Origin of the sequence: Nocardiopsis sp. CNS-639 (genome assembly GCF_000381685.1) — a bacterium.
In the GTDB taxonomy this organism is placed as follows: Bacteria; Actinomycetota; Actinomycetes; order Streptosporangiales; family Streptosporangiaceae; genus Nocardiopsis; species Nocardiopsis dassonvillei.
The window spans coordinates 507582-524274 of the sequence record NZ_KB906855.1 but is presented as its reverse complement, the minus strand read 5'-3'; the positions used below and the strand labels follow the sequence as shown (position 1 = coordinate 524274).

The window sequence follows — 16693 nt, the reverse complement described above, 5'->3', positions numbered from 1 at the left end:
CCCCGCGGCGCGGGCGGATCAGGAGACGCGTTCGACGATCCACGAGACCAGCGCGTCGTGGCCGTGCCCGCTGACGTGGTCGTGCAACCCGTCCTCGGCGACCGCGGCACCGCACAGCGGGCACCCCGGGGGCTCCTCGACGGGGGTCTCCTCCACGGGCGCGCCCCGGTCGGCCGGATCGACGCCCTGGCCGCGCAGGTCGGCGTAGACGGTGTCGCGGGTCACGCCGTAGGCGTCGGCCAGCCTGGTGACGTTGCGGTGGCCGCGCCGCCAGCTCTGGGCCACGGACTCGGCGCGCACCCGGGCGGCGAAGCGCCGGATGTCCAGGGGGCTGCGGGGGGCGTCGTCGGGTTGTGCCATGCGCGCAGACTACGGCGGGTCACCGACACCGCCGTCCGGCGTGCCCGCCTCCGCGCACACGAGAGGGGCCGGTTCGGGACGACCCCCGGACCGGCCCCCGCGCACGCCGGGCTCACCCCGCGTCGACGGTCTCCTCGCGCCGCGCCTCGCGCGAACGCGCACGGGCGCGGATCCGCAGGAAGGCGACCAGGGCCACGGCGGCCACGAGGACCGCGTAGATCCCGATCGTGATCGGCCCCGCGAAGAGCACCCCCACGTCGCCCTGGCCGATGGCCAGGGCGCGGCGCAGCTCCGTCTCGGCCAGCGGACCGAGGATGACCGCGATGAGGACCGGCGCCACCGGGATCTCGTAGCGCCGCATCATGAACCCGAGCAGCCCCAGGACGATCAGCAGCCACAGGTCGGTGATGGAGTAGGACGCGGCGTACACGCCCAGCGCCGCGAAGCCGGTGATGCCCGCGTACAGGTAGCGCCGCGGGATCAGCAGCAGCTTGGCCCACAGCGGCGCGAAGGGCAGGTTGAGGATGAGCAGCATGACGCTGCCGACGAACAGGCTGGCCAGCAGCGCCCACACCAGGTCGGCGTTGCGCTCGAACAGCAGCGGACCGGGCTGCATCCCGTACTGCTGGAAGGCGGCCAGCATGATCGCGGCCGTGGCCGAGGTCGGCAGTCCCAGGCCCAGCAGCGCGCCCATCGCGGTTCCGGCGGTGGCGCTGGCGGCCGACTCGGGCGCGGCCACGCCCTCGATGGCGCCGTCGCCGAACTCGTCGGGCCGCTTGCCCCGGCGCGCCCGGAGCTGGGCGAGCTTGCGCTCGGTGCCGTAGGCCAGGAAGGTCGGGATCTCCGAGCCGCCCGCCGGGATCGCGCCGAAGGGCAGGCCGAAGCCCAGCCCGCGGATCCACGCCGGAACGGCGCGGCGCAGGTCGCGCCCGCTCAGCCAGGGAGTGCCGGTGCCGGTGATGAGCTTGTTGCCCGCGCCCCCGCCCCGGTGCACGCGCGAGACCACGTGCAGCACCTCGCCCAGCGCGAGCAGGCCCACGGTCACCGTGACCACGCTGATCCCCTCGAACAGGGAGGGGACGCCCAGGGTGAAGCGGGCCGCGCCGCTCTGGGCGTCGATGCCCACCATCGCGATGGCCAGGCCGATGGAGAGCGCGATGAGCCCGCGCACCATGGACTGGGCCACCACCGCCGAGGTGGCGACGAAGGCCAGGACCGCCAGCGCCAGGTACTCGGCCGGGCCGAAGCGCAGGGCGACGTCGATGATCACCTTGGAGAAGAAGGCCACCACCGTCGTGGCCACCACCGCGCCGGTGAACGCGCCGATGGCCGACGTGGCCAGGGCCTGGGAGGCCCGGCCCTTGAGCGCCATCCTGTGCCCCTCGATCGCGGTGGCGATCGCGGAGCTGTTGCCGGGCGTGTTCATCAGGATCGACGTGGTCGAGTCGCCGAACAGGCCGCCGTAGTACACGGCGGTGAACATGATGAAGGCCCCGGTGGGGTCCAGCTTGAACGTGACGGGCAGCAGCAGGGCGACGGCCATGGCCGAGCCCAGGCCGGGCAGCACGCCCACGGCGGTGCCCAGCAGGACGCCCACGAACGCCCACAGCAGGTTCTCGGGGGAGAGCGCGGCGGCGAACCCGCCGCCGAGCAGACTCAGCGTCTCCACTTACAGCACCCCTCCCAGGATTCCGGCGGGCAGGTTGAGGCCGAGCCCGCCGACGAAGGCGAGCTGGACCACGGACGAGTAGGCCAGCGCGACGGCGGCCTCGAACAGCGGGCGCCTGCCGCCGAAGGCCCAGGTCACGCCGTAGAACAGCAGCGCGCCGGACAGCAGCCAGCCCACCGGCTGCAACAGCAGGGCGAAGAGCGCCACCGAGCCGAGCACGGTGCCCACGGCGCGCCAGTCGCTGTGGGCGGCGGGGGCGCTCGCGGACGGGCCGCGCCCCTCGACCAGGTCGCCGACCACGCCCGCGTCGCCGCCGGGGTGGTCGGTCCCCTCCGGTTCGGGCGCCGCGGGGCGCAGGGCCACCTGGACGACCAGGGCCGCGCCGAGGACGAGCATCAGCACCGCGACGATCGCGGGGAAGAGCTGGGGGCCGGGGGAGGCCGAGTTGTCGGGCACGTGCATGGTGAGCGTCTGCACGCCCACGAACACGCCGATGCCGATGGTGAGCAGGCCGACGAAGATCTCGCTGCGCCCCCTCCACCAGGTGGGCCGCTCCTCCCGCGGCCGCGCGCCGGGCCCGCCCGGGGCGGTGGGTGTCGTGCTGTGCTGGCTCATGAAAGCCCCAGGTCCTCGGTGACGTCGGTGATGCGTTCGATCTCGGCCGCGAGGAACTCCTCGAACTCGGGGCCGCTCTGGAAGGTGTCGTCCCAGCGGTTGCGCTGGAGGGTGTCGCGCCACTCGTCGGTGCGCACCATCTCCTCCACGATCGCGGTGAGCTCCGCCCGCTCGGCCTCGGTGATGCCGGGCGGGGCCATGAACCCGCGCCAGTTGGGCAGCACCGCGTCCACGCCCTGTTCGGGCAGGGTCGGGGCGTCGATGCCCTCGACGCGCTCGTGGGCCGAGACCCCCAGGACGCGGATGTTGCCCGCCTCCACCTGGTCGCTGAACTCGTTGTAGCCCGACACGCCCACGTCGAGGCTGCCCGAGAGCAGCGAGGTGAGCGCCTGTGCGCCGCCCGCGAAGGGGATGTAGTTGACGGCCTGGGGTTCGACGCCCTGCGACTGGGCGGCCAGCCCCGCCAGGAGGTGGTCGGTGCCGCCCAGGGAACCGCCGCCGACCGCGACCGCGCCCGGGTCCTCCCGCCAGGCCTCGACGAGGTCGCCCATGTCCTCCATCGGGGAGTCGGCGGGGACCACGAAGACCTCGTAGTCGTCGGCGACGCGGGCGATGGGCACCACGTCCTCCAGGGTCTGGGCCGAGTCGTTGACGATGATGCCGCCGATCATGACGGTGCCCGTGGTCATCAGGGTCGTGGCGCTGCCCTCGCGGCGCACCGTCTGCGCCAGGCCGATGGTCCCTCCCGCGCCGGGGAGGTTGAGGACCTGGGTGTTGTCGACGATGTCGTTCACGCGCAGGGAGTGCTGCGCCTCGCGCGCCACCAGGTCCCAGCCGCCGCCGGGGTCGGCGGGGACGACGATGTCGATCCTGGCGCGGGCCTCCGACGCGTTCGTGTCGGACAGCGCGGCGTTCGTCGCGGCGGCGCCCACCAGGAGCGCGGTGGCCACGGCCCCCGACGCGCGGAGGATCCGCTGTCTGTTCATCCTTCACTCCCTTTCGGCCCACTGGTCCACCAGGTGGTCCAGCGGGACCGTTTCGTGGTCTGGGAAATCATGCGAGCCCCCGTGATCACTGTCAATGCCGATTCGAAACCTTTTGTTAACGAGTGTGTTGCGACGCACAGTCCCCTGTTGCTCCTCCCTTCTGCCCAGGCCAGTCCGTTTTCTGTCGGTGGAGGCGCTCTTCGGGGAGGGGCTGGCCGTGTGCCGCGGGGTTGCGCTACGCTGACGGCGCGATTCCACTTGGCGGTCCTTGTGAACCACCTGGTGGACCAAATGGAAGGGGGAGGGATGCCTGACGGCGACTCCGGCGGCACCGTGCGCAGCGTCGCGCGCGCCCTGGACCTGCTCGACCTGTTCGACGAGAGGAACCAGCGCTACTCCACACGGGAACTGGTGGAGCGCACCGGCCTGGCCAAGACCACGGTCCTGCGGCTGGTCGCGACCCTGGAACAGCGCGGGCTGTTGTGGACGGCTCCCGACGGCAAGGTCGGTGTCGGCCCCAGCCTGCTGCGCTGGTCGCGCCTGGCCCACGCCGTCTGGCAGGTGCCCGAGGCCGTCCGATCCGTCATGCGCGAACTCGTCGCCGACACCGCCGAGACCGTCAACCTCTACGTCCGCGCCGACGCCACCCGCGTGTGCGTGGCCAAGGAGGAGGGCCCCCAACGGCTGCGCCACGTCGTCAACGTCGGCGACGAGATGGTCCTGTGGGGCGGGGGCGCCAGCAAGGTGCTGCTCATCGGCGCGGGGGAGTCCCTGCTGCTGCGCGTGGCCGCCGCCTCCCCCCACGGCCCCGGGCACGTCAGCCGCCTGCGCGAGGAGGTGGAGCTGGCCCGCGTCCGGGGGTTCGCCGTCAGCCACGGCGAGCGTGAGCGGGGCGCCTCCGGTGTGGCCGCGCCCGTCTACGGCCCCGCCGACGGGGCGCCGGTCGCCGCGCTGGCCGTGGGCGGACCCACCGCCCGCTTCACCGACGCCGCCGTGGAGGGCTTCACCACGGCGGTGGTCGACGCCGCCCGCCGCATCACCGACATCGGGCTCGACCCCTCGGGAGGGACCGTGGGACCCGGAACACAGGAGAGACGTTGACCGACACCGACACAGGCTCCGGCTCCGAGACCGGGGAGAGGACCCTGCCGCTCGCGGGGGTGCGCGTCCTGGACATGACCAACGTCCTGGCCGGACCCTACGCCGGGTACCAGCTGGCGCTCATGGGCGCCGACGTGGTCAAGGTCGAGGTTCCCGGCTCCGGGGACCTGGCACGCCAGCTCGGCGCCTCGGCGGAGCTGAACGGACGCGGACTGGGCGCGTCGTTCCTGGCGCAGAACGCGGGCAAGCGCTCCCTGACCCTGGACCTGAAGACCCCCGGCGGCCGGGAGACCATGACCCGCCTGGTGCGCCGCTCCGACGTGCTCTTGGAGAACTTCCGACCGGGCGTGCTGGAGCGCCTGGGCTTCGGCTGGAAGGACCTGAGCGCGATCAACCCCGGCCTGGTCTACTGCGCGGTGTCCGGGTTCGGCTCCGACGGCCCCCTGAGCGGGCGCCCGGCCTACGACCAGATCATCCAGGGCCTGTCGGGGATGATGAGCACCACCGGCACGCCCGGCACCGGCCCCCTGCGCGCGGGCTTCCCCATCGCCGACGTCCTGGGCGGCCTCGCCGCCGCCTTCGCGATCAGCACCGCCCTGGTCAGGAGGGAGCGCACCGGCCGGGGGAGCAGCGTGGACGTGTCCATGCTGGAGACCGCGATCACCGCGATGGGCTGGGGCGTGTCCAACTACCTGTCCGCGGGTGTGGAACCGGTCCCCATCGGCAACGAGAACGCCACGGCGGCCCCCTCGGGCACCTTCGCCACCGCCGACGGCGCACTCAACATCGCCGCCAACAAGCAGGAGCAGTTCGAGGCGCTGTGCGCGGTCGTGGGCGCGCCCGAACTGGCGCGCGACCCCCGCTTCGCCCAGCGCGAGGACCGCAAGACCCACCGCGAGGCCCTCCGCGAGGCCCTGGAGGAGCACCTGGGTGCCCGGACCGCCCTGGAGTGGGAGCGCGAGCTGGCCCGGGTCGGGGTCCCCGCCGCCCGCGTGCTGACCGTGGCCCAGGCGCTGGAACTGGACCAGGTGGCCCACCGCGGGCTGGTGCACACGCTGCCCTTCCCCGGCGGGGAGGACCGCGAGCTGCGCGTGCTCGGCAGCGGCGTCCGCGTGGACGGCGCGCCCCTGGGCCCGCGCACGGCGCCGCCCCTGCTGGGCGAGCACACCGGGCAGGTGCTGCGCGAGGCGGGGTTCAGCGACCAGGAGATCGACGCACTGCGCGAGGAGGGAGCGGTATGAGCACGACCGACACGCCGTCCATGACCCACGAGGAGATCGGCCACTGGTGGCGGACCGGGCTGATCCGGATCGCCCCCGGCGAGATCGAACCGGGCGGCTACCCGGTGCAGGAGCTGATCGGGCGGGTCTCCTTCGTGGACACGGTCTGGCTCATGCTGCGCGGCGAGCTGCCCGACCCGCGCCGTTCCCGCCTGTTGGAGGCCGCCCTGGTCGCCGCCGTGGACCACGGTCCCCAGGCGCCCTCCATCGCCGCCGCCCGGATGGCGGCCAGCTGCGGGGTGGGCCTGAACAACGCCGTCGCCACCGGCGTCAACCTGCTCGGGGACGTGCACGGCGGCGCGGGCCAGCAGTGTGTCGCCCTCCTGGAGGAGATGGCCGGGCGCGTCGCCGACGGGACCCCGGTGGCGCGGGTGGCCGAGGAGGTGGTCGCCGAGTACCGCGGGCGCGGCGCGTACGTGCCCGGCTTCGGCCACCGCTTCCACCCGCGTGACCCGCGCCGCGACCCGCTGCTGGGCCTGGTGCGCGAGGCGGTCGAGGACGGCCTCGTCCCCGCCGGACCGCTGGAGGCCGCCCTGGCGTTGGAGGAGGCGCTGGCCAAGGGGCGCGGACGCCCCGTGCCGATGAACATCGACGCCGCCACCGCCGTCGTCTACGCCTCGCTGGGCTTCCCCTCGGAGCTGGCCCGGGGGCTGTTCGTCCTCTCCCGCTCCGTGGGCATCCTCGCCCACGCCTGGGAGGAGCACCAGAGCGGGTCGCGCATCAAGGGACCCCTGCCCAGGGCGGTGCTGGCGGGCTACAACGGCCCCGCGACCCGCCACCTCGCCGCCGACGACCCGCGGCTCTCTGCGGACCCCGGTCGGGACTGACCGCGGAGAGTCCCCCGAACGGCGGGCGCCGGGTACCTCCGTCCGGTCCGGTGCCCGCTCCTCCGCGTGACCCGGCGGGACGGTCCGGGCCCGCGGTCGTTACGCTGCCATCGCCCCAGCCCGGGCACGGACTCGGACGGGAAGGGGTTCCGCCTCCGCTGGCGGCACCGGGAGGCGGCGCCGTTCGCGCGGGTCGGCTCCCCGCCGCCCCGTCAACCTGTGTGGACCACCATGACGGGGCAGGGGGCGCGGTGCAGTACCCCGTGGGCCGCCGAACCCAGGGCCAGGCGGGCCATTCCGTACTCGCCGCCCGCCCCGACCACGAGCAGCCGCGCCGCTCGCGCCGCGTCCGTCAGCGCCGCGACGGGGCGGCCGTCCACCACCTCGGTGTGCACCTCCACCTCCGGGTACCGGGCACGGAGGGGCTCGACCGCGCGCTCCAGGGCGGGTTCACCGCCTGGGCCGCTCTCCCGGGCCCGGGGAGAGGACGCGACCACGGGGGGAAGGAACGGCAGCGCCGACTCCCGGACCCGCACGACGCGCAGCGGCCCGCCCCCGGTGGAGGCGGCCTCGAACGCCTCGGCCACGGCCCGCTCCGCGTAGGCCGACCCGTCGTCCCCCACCACCACCTCGGCGCTGGCGTCGGCCGTGGGCTGCGGCCCCACCACGACGACCGGCACCGACGCCTGTGCGGCCACGCGGTAGGCCACCGACCCCACCCTCAGCCCCGAGAACCCGCCGCGCCCCCTGTGCCCGACGACCACCAGGGCCGTCCCGTCCCGCCCCGCGCGCGCCAGCAGTGCCCGGCCGGGGGAGTCCATCACCACCTCCCGGTCCACGGCCGTACCGGGGGCCGCGGCCGACGCGCGTTCCTCGGCCAGGTCCAGGACGGAGCGCGCGCTCGCGCGGATCTCCTCCTCGGGCCAGACGAAGGCCGCGTCCGGCGACGGCGCGGGGAAGGCCGTGAGCGTCCGCAGGCGGCAGTGCCGCCGGGCGGCCTCCGCCGCGGCCCACTCCACCGCCCGCAGGCTCTCATCGGAACCGTCCACTCCGACCAGGACCGACCGCTCCATGACAACCTCCACTGGTCTCGTCACCACCGCGTCACCCACCATCATCACCAGGGCGGGTGCCCGGAGCGGCGGCTTCCGGTTTCCGGGCGAGTCCCGCCCGGTCCGCCCCGGTCCGCTCCCCGGGGCCGGGGCGGGCGTGCCGCACACGGCCGCGGGGCGGGCCTCCAAGGGCCCGCCCCGCGGTGTCGCGCGTGGTGTCACGCTGTGTTGTCCGAAGCCGTCGTCCTCCGGGCCCGGCGCCTGTCGCGCCGCACCGGGTCCGCCGCCCGGGTCAGATGCGGGGCCTGCGCCTCCGGGTCAGGGAGTTGATCCACCGCAGGGCCTGCCCGCCGGGGCTCCGTCGGCCCGGGGGCGTTCGGCGTGCCGGACCCCGTAGCGGATCCGCGCCGCCGCGCCCCAGCGGACTTCCGCCGCGTCCCAGCGGACTTCCGCCGCGTCCCAGCGGGCTGCCGCCCCGGGACCGGGTCGCGGACCGGGCGAACCGCTGGGCCATCGCCAGGGGGTCGCTGCCGCGTCCACCCGTTCGCCCACCCGCACGCGGGCGCCTGCCCGGTGCCGGGCGGGCCAGTCCGGTGCGCCGCATCAGCTGGTTCTTCGCCGTCCTCAGGGGGTTCCTCATGGCAGTTTCCTCCTCGTCTGTCGGTCCCGTGTCCCGGTCGGCCACCCCGCCGCCGGGCGGATGATGACGAACGGAGCACGTTCCTCGTTCCTGTCTGTTGCGCTACCCCCAAGTGTGATATTGATGCGTCTTTCCTCGATCGGGCTGGCGGAGTGACCCCGGCGGGGAAGCCCGTCGGCGTGTCTCCCGGGAGGGTCAGCGCAGGTCAAAGGGGTTCTTGAACCTTCGGAGGGCTCACGCGCCCTCGGACGGATCTCGTCTCATTTCGCGCGGCAGTACCGGTGTCAGGGCGGCCGCCGCGAGCTGCACGGCCGCGAGCAGGCCGAAGACCGGGCCGTACGCCTGCCCTTCGGGTGCGTGCCCCGAGACGGCCGTCGTCATCAGCGCGGCCAGGCCCAGGGCGCCGCCCGTCTGCTTGGCCGCGTTCATCAGGCCCGAGACGGCCCCAGCGTCCCCGGGGGCGGCGCCCGAGGTCACGACGGCGGTCAGCGGAGTGGTGAACAGGCCGCCGCCCACGGACATGAGGACCGCGGGCCCCAGCACCGCCGCGGCGTAGGTCTGCTCGGTCACCGCCGCGGCCTGCCAGGTGAAGCCCGCCGCGGCGGTGAGGCAGCCGACCCCGATCAGCGTTCGCGCCCGCACGAACCCCATCAGCCACGGGGTGACCAGCCAGCCCACGGCCATGGTGACCAGGGTGTGCGGCAGGAAGCCCAGGCCGGTCAGCAGCGGCCCGAAGCCCAGCTCGTCCTGCATGTAGAAGGTGAGGAAGTACCACATGGGCACCTGGAAGCAGACTCCGGCCAGGAACACCATGGCGTTGCCCGCCCAGACCGCGCGGCGGCGCAGGAGCCCCGGCGGCAGGAGGGGAGCGGGCGCACGGGACTCCACCGCGGCGAACAGCGCCAGGGCGAGGACGCCCGCGGCCAGCACCGCCACCGTGGCCGGGTCCCCCCAGCCGTGCTCCGCCGTGCGGGTGAGGCCGTAGGTGAGCGCGACCGTCCCGCCGGTCGCGGTCACCGCCCCGGGCAGGTCGATCCGTCCGCCGCGGCCCTCTCCCGGGTTCCGGCCACGCGGGTTCCGGCCAGGTGAACCCGTGCTGTGAGGGGCACGGTCGCGGCGCTCCCGGTCACGCTGACCCGTGTTGGCCGGGTCGCGGTCGTGGCGTTCCCGGCCCAGGAGATAGGGGGTCATGGCCAGCGCCGCGATGCCGACGGGCACGTTGACCAGCAGGACCGAGCGCCAGGACAGCGCCTCGGTCAGCGCGCCGCCGAGGAGGTTGCCGACCGCGCCGCCCGCCACGCTCACCGCGGTCCAGGCGGCCAGCGCACGCACGCGGGCCCGCCCCTCGGGGAAGGAGGCAGTCAGGATGGTCAGGGTCGCGGGGGCCAGTACCGCCGCGCCCACTCCCTGGAGCGCGCGGGCGGTGACCAGCAGGACGGGGGAGGGGGCCGCCCCGCCCAGCAGGCTGGCCGCGCAGAACAGCGCGAGCCCGGCGGCGAACACCCGCCGGTGTCCGTACAGGTCGGCCAGCCGCCCGCCCAGCAGCAGGAGGCCGCCGAAGGCCAGGGTGTAGGCGTGGGCGACCCAGGGCAGCCCCGTCGCGGAGAACCCCAGGGAGGAGCGGATCGAGGGCAGGGCGACGTTGACCACCGACACGTCGAGCACCACCATGAGCTGCGCGGCGCACACCAGGGCGAGCAGCAGGCGCGCGGTCGTCTCCCCCGTGTGGGTTCGGGGCACGTGACACCTCGTTCCAGCAAAGCAATGTGGTTACATTGATTTGAACGGTAGTGCCGACGTGGCAACAAAGCAATGTGCATACATCGAGAAGGGGGTCGGATGAACGCACCGACGCGCGGGCCGGGAGCCGAGCACGAACAGCGCCGCCTCCAGATCGCCGACGCGGTCCTCGCCGTGGCGGCCGAACACGGTATGGCGGCCGTGTCCCAGACCAGCGTGGCGGCCCGCGCCGGGGTCTCACCCGGCCGAGTCCAGCACTACTTCCCCGCCAAGCACCAGATGATCGAGGCCGCCTTCGACCGGGGCAACGCCCTGAGCTCCGCGCGCATCGCCGCCAAGGCGGGCCCGGGCGGCGACCCGCGCCGCCTCCTGACGACCGTGCTCACCGAGCTGATCCCCTACGACGACGCCACGCGCGCCCACATGCGCGTCCGCCAGGCCTTCACCGCGCTCGCCCTGTCCGACGAGGCCATCGCCCGGCGCATGCGCGAGGAGTACGCGCGCTTCCACGGCCGGGTCGCGGACCTGCTGCGCCGCGGACAGGACGGGGGAACGGTGCCCCGCACCCTGGACCCCGCCGAGCGCGCGGTCGCGCTCGTCGCCCTGGCCGAGGGGCTGGCCTACTACGTGCTCGTGGACGTCCACCCGGCCGGGGCGGCCCGGGAGCGGGTGCTCGCAGAGATCGCCGCCCTCCACGTGCCCGGCCCCGGCGTGGAGGGCTGACCGGCCCCCGGCCGCCGTCGTTCCGGCCGCGAGCGCGAACACGGGTTCCGGCACTGACGCGTGGTCGGGAAGGAGGCCGGTCCGCACGGCCGGGTCGAGGCCGAGGTCCCTCGTGGCGGTCTCGTCGGCCGGACCCGCGGCGCCAGCTGACGTCGGCTTCACCCTGCCCGACCGCGGGAAGGCCCCACGTGTCCGACGACCAGCACTCCCGAGGGGCGTACCCGCATGGCAACCAGTGCCCAGCAGTTGATCGAGGCGGCACGCCCGGCACCGCCGACCGGCCCGTTCGACTGGGAACAGGTCGAGCACCGGATCGGGGCGTCCGTGCCGCAGGACCACCGTGACCTCCTCGACGCGGGGGGCGGCGGACTCTGGCTGGGCTTCCTGAGGCTCCACGTTCCGGCACCCGGCCCCGGCCTCAGGCACGTCGACCTCGAACGGTCGGGGCTGGAGTCCCAACAGCTCCAGGACCTGTTCGAGGACGGGGTCGTGGAACCGCCCGACGACCTCGCCACTGATTCCAGGCTGCTGCCCTGGGCCTCGACGGGAGCGGGGGTCACGCTCTACTGGCAGGTCTCACCAGGGACGGCGGCCGACGCGTACCCGATCCGGATCTCGGACCGGAACGGTGAGGTGTGGGAGAGGTACGACCTGTCCACCACCGACCTTCTCCTGGGAATCGTCCGGGGTGAGGTGCGCGGTGAGCTGCTCCACGAGTCGTGGACAGAACGCGACGTGCTCTTCAGGTCCTACGCGCGGGAAGCGGCGCACGGCGGGTGACGCGCCCTGTGCCGCGGTTGCCCCACCCCGTTAGGGACGCGGCCCCGCGGCACACCGCGCTCCGGACAGCCACCGGAAAACCCGTCGCGCTCCGGCGGCCTTCCCCGTAACGTGCTCCTCGCCGCCCCCCGGCCCCTGCCCCTCCACGGCATGCCCGGCTTCCGAGAGGACCCCCCATGTGCGCCACCACCGCGCCCCCCGTCGCCTGTGACCTCGACGACCGGGGGCGGGCGTGACCGCGGGCACGGACCGTCTCCAGCCCCCGGTGACGCGGTGGGTGCTTCCCGCCCTGGTCCGGTACTCCTTCTCCGTGGCACCGGGTGCGGCCGCCCTGACCACGGTGCTGGCCGTCCTCGCCGGTGCGGCCCCGGTCGGCACCACCATCGGGGTGGGCGCACTGGTGGACGGGCTCACCTCGGCCGCCGGCCAGGGGCTGGACGGCCAGGCGGCGCGGGAATGCTACCGATGGGTCGCCCTCATCGCCGTGCTCTTCCTCCTCGCCCACGTCACCGAGTCGGCGCGCACGGCCCTGGGACGGGCCCTGGGCCGCCGGGTCACCGGCCGACTGAGGGAGCGCGTGATGGCGGCCGCCTCGGAACCGGCGACCATCGGCCACCTGGAGGATCCGGCCTACCAGGGCAGACTCGGGCGTGCGCGGGGCGAGGGGACCATCGACATGCCGCCGGGGGAAGCGGTCTTCGGCCTGTCGACCAAGGCCTCGTCGTGGGTGACCGCCGTCGGCTCCGCGGCCCTGCTCACCCAGGTCACCTGGGGACTGGGACTCGTCGTTTTCGCGGTCTTCGCGGTGCTCCACCTCCGGCTGGTCCGCAACTACCGGACCGCCGTCGTCGAGACCGTGAACCAGACGCGGAAGCTGCGCCGCACCTCCTACCTGCGGGACGTGCCGACCACGCCGGACGCGGCCCGGGAGGTGCGCCTCTTCGGGCTCACGGCCTTCTTCCGCGACGCCTACCACGCCGAGTGGCGCGTGAACATGACCGAGGTCTGGCGGCGACGGCGTGAGCACCGCCTGTTCGTCGTCGTGGTCGTCGTGGTCACCGGAGTCACGGTCGCCTCGGTCTTCTACTACCTGGCGCACCGGGCCGCCACCGGAGGCACGACGGTGGGCGACCTGGCGCTGGGCGGCCTGGCCCTGCGGGCCCTCCTCCAGGTGCTCCGGGCGGACGAGGACGACCTGCGCACCAGCTTCGGCTCCAAGGCGGCCGCCGAGGCGTTCGCCCTTCCGGAGGCCGACCCGCCCGGCGGGTCCGACCCCGCGCCCTGGACGGAGCCCGTAGCGACCGTCTCCTGTGAGGGTCTGCGCTTCCGCTACGGAGGCGCCGCCGACGAGGTGCTGCACGGCATCGACCTCGACGTCCCCGAGGGGCAGTCGCTCGCCATCGTGGGCCTCAACGGGGCCGGAAAGACGACGCTGGCCCGGCTCCTCGCCGGTCTGGACGCTCCCAGCGGGGGCCGCCTGCGGGTTGGCGGAACCGCGATCGAGGACGCCGACCGCCGGAGCTGGCAGCGCCAGGTGGTCGCCGTGTTCCAGGACTTCGGCCGCTACGAGCTGACCGTGCGGGACAACATCGCCTTCGGCTCCCTGGCCCACGCCGACGATGAGGAGGGCCTGCGGGAAGTGGCGCGTCAGGCCGGGCTGCTGGAATTCGTCGAGGGGCTTCCCAAGGGCTGGGACACGGTGATGTCCAGCGGGTACGAGGGCGGGGTCGACGCGTCGGGCGGCGAGTGGCAGCGCGTCGCCATCGCCCGGGCGCTGTTCGGCCTGCGGCACGGCGCACGGCTCCTGATCATGGACGAGCCGGCCGCGAGCCTGGACGCCCGCGCCGAGGCCCGGCTCTACGACACGTTCCACGAGCTCACCGCGGGGGCCACGACCGTCGCGATCTCCCACCGGTTCGCGACCGTGCGCAGGGCGGAGCGGGTGGTCGTGCTCGATCAGGGCCGCATCGTCGAGGACGGCACGCACGAGGACCTGATGAGCGCCGACGGCCGGTACGCCGAGCTGTTCCGCCTACAGGCGAAGCGTTTCGAGGAGGCATCGTCGTGATCAGCGCCCTGCGCTTCGTCCTCACGACCGGACCCCGCGTCGACGGGTTGCGTTCCCTGGCCGTGGTGGCGATCGCGATTCTCGAACAGGCCACCGGGATCGGCCTCGCCGTGGCGATCGGGCTGTTCAGCGAGGCGGCGAGCGGGGGCTCGACCAGCGGCCTGGTGGTGCTCGCGCTGTGCGTGGCGGTCTTCGTCATGCTCACCCAGGGCACCTTCGTCGCCGGTTACTTCACCCGCCTCCGGCTCCAGGAGCAGATCCAGAGCGACGTCGACCGCCGGTTCGTCGACGCGGTCGGCACGACGCCGACGCTGGAGGTCCACGAGCGTTCGAGCCGCTCCGACAGGGCGGCGGTGGTGCGCGGGGCGCGGGGCGAGATCGGCCCGGGCTTCGACCGGCTGACGTGGCTGGCCGGAGCCGCGCTGGCCCTGGTCGCCTCGGCCGCCCTGATGGCCTCGGTCGTCCCCGTCCTGGCCCTGCTGCCGCTCTTCGCCCTCCCCGCCGTGCTGGCCACCCGAGCGGCGGACAGGAGGCGCGGCCGGGCCGAGGAGCGCGCCACGCCCAGGACCAGGCTGGCCGGTCACCTGTTCACGCTCGCCACGGCGGCCGCGCCCGGTCGCGAGACCCGCCTCTTCGGGCTGGCGGGCGAGTTGCGGCGCAGGCACCGCCGGGAGTGGGACTCCGCGGGCCGCGACATCGCCCGGACCGACGGACTGTCCCGGGTCCCGGTCGCACTGGCCTGGCTGCTCTTCGCGCTGGCGTACGCGACCGCCGTCGCCCTGATGGTGCGGGCCGGACTGGTCGGCGACGCCCCGCTGGGCCTCATCGTCGCGGCCGTCGCGGTCAGCAGCCAGATCACCGGTCAGGTGCAGAGCCTGCTGAACCTGTCCTTCTGGACGCTGGAGTCGCTCCGCGCGACCCGGGCCTTCCTCGACGTGGTGCGGGACGGCGACGAGGAGCGGGCGGCCCTCGTGCCGACCGCGCCGGTGGCGGTGCCCGCCCGGCTGGAGAGCGGCATCAGGGTGGAGGGTCTGGGCTTCCGGTACTGGAACCGCGATCGGCCCGCGCTGAGCGACATCGACCTCGAACTCCCGGCCGGGGCCGTGGTGGCGCTGGTGGGGGAGAACGGCGCGGGCAAGTCGACGCTGGTCAAGATGCTCAGCGGCCTCTACCGGCCGGGCCGGGGGCGCGTCCTGGTGGACGGGACCGATCTCGCGCGGTTCGCCCCGGACCAGTGGCGCGCCCGGATCACGGCGGCCTTCCAGGACCCGGTGCACATCGAGATGTCCCTGCGGGACGCGGTCGGGCTGGGGCGGATCGAGGACCGCGACGATTCGGAGCGGATCCTCCGGGCACTGCGGACGGTCGGCGGGGACGGGCTCCTCGCCTCGCTTCCCGGGGGCCTGGACACCCGGCTCGGGCGCGGGTCGTGGGACGGGGAGGGGCTGTCCGGCGGCCAGTGGCAGACGGTCGCCAACGCCCGTGCGGCGATGCGGCGGGCGCCGCTGCTGCGAATCATGGACGAGCCCACCGCCAGCCTCGACGCGCGCGCCGAGGAGTGGCTGTTCCAGCAGTACGCCGACCTGGGCCGCCAGGAGGGCGGCGTGACCGTGCTCGTCACGCACCGCTTCACGACCGCCCGGGCGGCCGACCTCATCGTGGTGATGGACGGCGGCCGGGTCGTGGAGACCGGCACCCACGACACGCTGAGCCGGGCCGACGGGCTCTACGCCGAACTGTTCCGCCTCCAGGCCCGGTACTTCGTCTGACCGGGGCGGCGGGGCCCGGACCGACGTGCTCCCCCTCCCGGCGGAAAGGGGCGTCGACCGTCCGGGGTGGGACGGGCTCGCCCGGGCGGACCCGTCCCGCGACAGCGGTTCCCTGCCGGTGCCAGGGAACCCTCGTCTCCGCTTGAGCGACGGGCTGTCACCTCATCACGGGGTCAGTGTCGGAACCCGGCGTCGCGGGCGGCACGAGCACCGCGTGCCCGGGGCCGACGGGGCGCCGAACTGTCCGAGGCCCGGGCCATAATCCCGGCGTCCGCCCACCACCGTGGGGGCGAGGCGAGAACCCGTCCCGAGGAGAGCCCGATGACGTCACCGACACCCCGCCCGCGCCGCGGAACCCGCCGGTGAGCGGCCGTGCGGACCTGTGGCCGCTGATCCACCGGGAGCGGGCGGCGCTGGCCGACGACCTGTCGGAGCTGACCGAGGAACAGTGGGCGACGCCGTCGCTGTGCGCGGGCCTGACCGTGCGCGAGGTGCTCGCGCACCTGACGTCGTCCGCGAGCCTCAACGGGCTGCGATGGCTGGCCGGGGTCATCCGCTGCCGGTTCGACTTCGACGCCCAGGTGGCGATGCGCCTGGCGGAGCAGATGGGGACCTCCGGCGCCGACACCCTCGCGCGCTTCCGGGGGATCGTGGAGAGCACGACCTCACCGCCCCTGCCCAAGCCCGCCATCCTGGGGGAGGCGATCGTGCACGGTGAGGACATCAGGCGGCCCCTGGGCATCGTCAGCGCCCGTCCGATCGCCGCGCTGACCCTCGTGGCGGACTACTACCGCGGCTCGGACCAGGTCGTCGTCGCCAGGAGCCGGATCCAGGGGTTGCACCTCCAGGCCACCGACGGTCCGTTCGCCTCCGGCGCCGGGCCGCTCGTCCGCGGGAGCACGCTCGCCCTGATCATGGCGATGACCGGCCGCTCCGCGCACCTGGACGAACTCACCGGCGACGGTGTGGACATCCTGCGCGAACGCGCGGAGGGCTGACCCGCCACGGCCGGGGGACGGGGGACCGCGTCCGCGCTGGCCGGGCGTTCGCACGGCGAACGTCCGCGGCCTCCTCTCCAGGCGG

General features: G+C 74.4%; 14 protein-coding genes. 8 read left to right on the top strand and 6 right to left on the bottom strand.

The annotated features are described in order from the left end of the window. Positions 1–18: 18 nt before the first annotated feature. The 4 genes from G011_RS0104975 to G011_RS0104960 form a co-directional block, all read right to left on the bottom strand. Positions 19–360 (bottom strand): hypothetical protein, encoded by a 342-nt coding sequence (locus G011_RS0104975; RefSeq protein ID WP_019607525.1) that lies wholly within the window; start codon positions 358–360, stop codon positions 19–21. A 112-nt stretch (positions 361–472) separates the two neighbouring features. Next, positions 473–2029, bottom strand: coding sequence for a tripartite tricarboxylate transporter permease (locus G011_RS0104970; RefSeq protein WP_019607524.1), 1557 nt, complete (start codon positions 2027–2029; stop codon positions 473–475). Further along, entirely contained in the window at positions 2030–2644 is a 615-nt protein-coding gene (locus G011_RS0104965) for a tripartite tricarboxylate transporter TctB family protein (RefSeq protein WP_019607523.1), read from the bottom strand. Continuing rightward, entirely contained in the window at positions 2641–3630 is a 990-nt protein-coding gene (locus G011_RS0104960) for a tripartite tricarboxylate transporter substrate binding protein (protein WP_019607522.1), read from the bottom strand. The genes G011_RS0104965 and G011_RS0104960 overlap by 4 nt, the downstream gene beginning before the upstream one ends. Positions 3631–3936: 306 nt before the next feature. On the opposite strand from G011_RS0104960, the gene G011_RS0104955 reads away from it, so the two are divergent. Genes G011_RS0104955 through G011_RS0104945 form a run of 3 tightly spaced genes read left to right on the top strand, consistent with a single transcriptional unit; the run spans position 3937 to position 6838 of the window. Beyond that, on the top strand, positions 3937–4731 hold the full coding sequence (locus G011_RS0104955; RefSeq protein WP_019607521.1) for an IclR family transcriptional regulator: 795 nt from the start codon (positions 3937–3939) through the stop codon (positions 4729–4731). After that, the gene (locus G011_RS0104950; RefSeq protein ID WP_019607520.1) at positions 4728–5972 is read left to right on the top strand and encodes a CaiB/BaiF CoA-transferase family protein; all 1245 of its coding nucleotides are present in this window, start codon (positions 4728–4730) and stop codon (positions 5970–5972) included. The genes G011_RS0104955 and G011_RS0104950 overlap by 4 nt, the downstream gene beginning before the upstream one ends. After that, the gene (locus G011_RS0104945) at positions 5969–6838 is read left to right on the top strand and encodes a citryl-CoA lyase (protein ID WP_019607519.1); all 870 of its coding nucleotides are present in this window, start codon (positions 5969–5971) and stop codon (positions 6836–6838) included. The genes G011_RS0104950 and G011_RS0104945 overlap by 4 nt, the downstream gene beginning before the upstream one ends. A gap of 212 nt (positions 6839–7050) precedes the next feature. On the opposite strand, the gene G011_RS0104940 is transcribed toward G011_RS0104945, so the two are convergent. Together G011_RS0104940 and G011_RS0104935 are read right to left on the bottom strand one after the other, a co-directional pair. Further along, positions 7051–7911 carry a universal stress protein gene (locus G011_RS0104940; protein WP_019607518.1) on the bottom strand — a complete coding sequence of 287 codons (861 nt, stop codon included), beginning with the start codon at positions 7909–7911 and terminating at the stop codon, positions 7051–7053. An 853-nt stretch (positions 7912–8764) separates the two neighbouring features. After that, complete coding sequence (locus G011_RS0104935; protein ID WP_019607517.1) at positions 8765–10270, bottom strand: MFS transporter; 1506 nt, start codon at positions 10268–10270, stop codon at positions 8765–8767. A 99-nt stretch (positions 10271–10369) separates the two neighbouring features. Between G011_RS0104935 and G011_RS0104930 the strand changes: the two genes are divergently transcribed. The 5 genes from G011_RS0104930 to G011_RS0104910 all read left to right on the top strand — a co-directional run bounded on the left by G011_RS0104930 (position 10370) and on the right by G011_RS0104910 (position 16608). After that, complete coding sequence (locus tag G011_RS0104930; RefSeq protein ID WP_019607516.1) at positions 10370–10993, top strand: TetR/AcrR family transcriptional regulator; 624 nt, start codon at positions 10370–10372, stop codon at positions 10991–10993. Between the two features lie 225 nt (positions 10994–11218). Further along, on the top strand, positions 11219–11773 hold the full coding sequence (locus G011_RS0104925; RefSeq protein WP_026338030.1) for a hypothetical protein: 555 nt from the start codon (positions 11219–11221) through the stop codon (positions 11771–11773). A gap of 232 nt (positions 11774–12005) precedes the next feature. Continuing rightward, positions 12006–13841 (top strand): ABC transporter ATP-binding protein, encoded by a 1836-nt coding sequence (locus tag G011_RS32845; protein WP_019607514.1) that lies wholly within the window; start codon positions 12006–12008, stop codon positions 13839–13841. After that, the gene (locus G011_RS0104915; RefSeq protein WP_019607513.1) at positions 13838–15610 is read left to right on the top strand and encodes an ATP-binding cassette domain-containing protein; all 1773 of its coding nucleotides are present in this window, start codon (positions 13838–13840) and stop codon (positions 15608–15610) included. Before G011_RS32845 ends, G011_RS0104915 begins: the two co-directional genes overlap by 4 nt. A 362-nt stretch (positions 15611–15972) precedes the next feature. Beyond that, the gene (locus G011_RS0104910; protein ID WP_019607512.1) at positions 15973–16608 is read left to right on the top strand and encodes a maleylpyruvate isomerase family mycothiol-dependent enzyme; all 636 of its coding nucleotides are present in this window, start codon (positions 15973–15975) and stop codon (positions 16606–16608) included. The last annotated feature ends 85 nt before the right edge of the window (positions 16609–16693 follow it).

Coding starts and splice junctions, on each gene's coding strand:
- G011_RS0104925 (WP_026338030.1), top strand. CDS start 11,219: ATGGCAACCAGTGCCCAGCAGTTGATCGAGGCGGCACGCCCGGCACCG.
- G011_RS0104945 (WP_019607519.1), top strand. CDS start 5,969: ATGAGCACGACCGACACGCCGTCCATGACCCACGAGGAGATCGGCCAC.
- G011_RS0104955 (WP_019607521.1), top strand. CDS start 3,937: ATGCCTGACGGCGACTCCGGCGGCACCGTGCGCAGCGTCGCGCGCGCC.
- G011_RS0104975 (WP_019607525.1), bottom strand. CDS start 360: ATGGCACAACCCGACGACGCCCCCCGCAGCCCCCTGGACATCCGGCGC.
- G011_RS0104960 (WP_019607522.1), bottom strand. CDS start 3,630: ATGAACAGACAGCGGATCCTCCGCGCGTCGGGGGCCGTGGCCACCGCG.
- G011_RS0104940 (WP_019607518.1), bottom strand. CDS start 7,911: ATGGAGCGGTCGGTCCTGGTCGGAGTGGACGGTTCCGATGAGAGCCTG.
- G011_RS0104965 (WP_019607523.1), bottom strand. CDS start 2,644: ATGAGCCAGCACAGCACGACACCCACCGCCCCGGGCGGGCCCGGCGCG.
- G011_RS0104930 (WP_019607516.1), top strand. CDS start 10,370: ATGAACGCACCGACGCGCGGGCCGGGAGCCGAGCACGAACAGCGCCGC.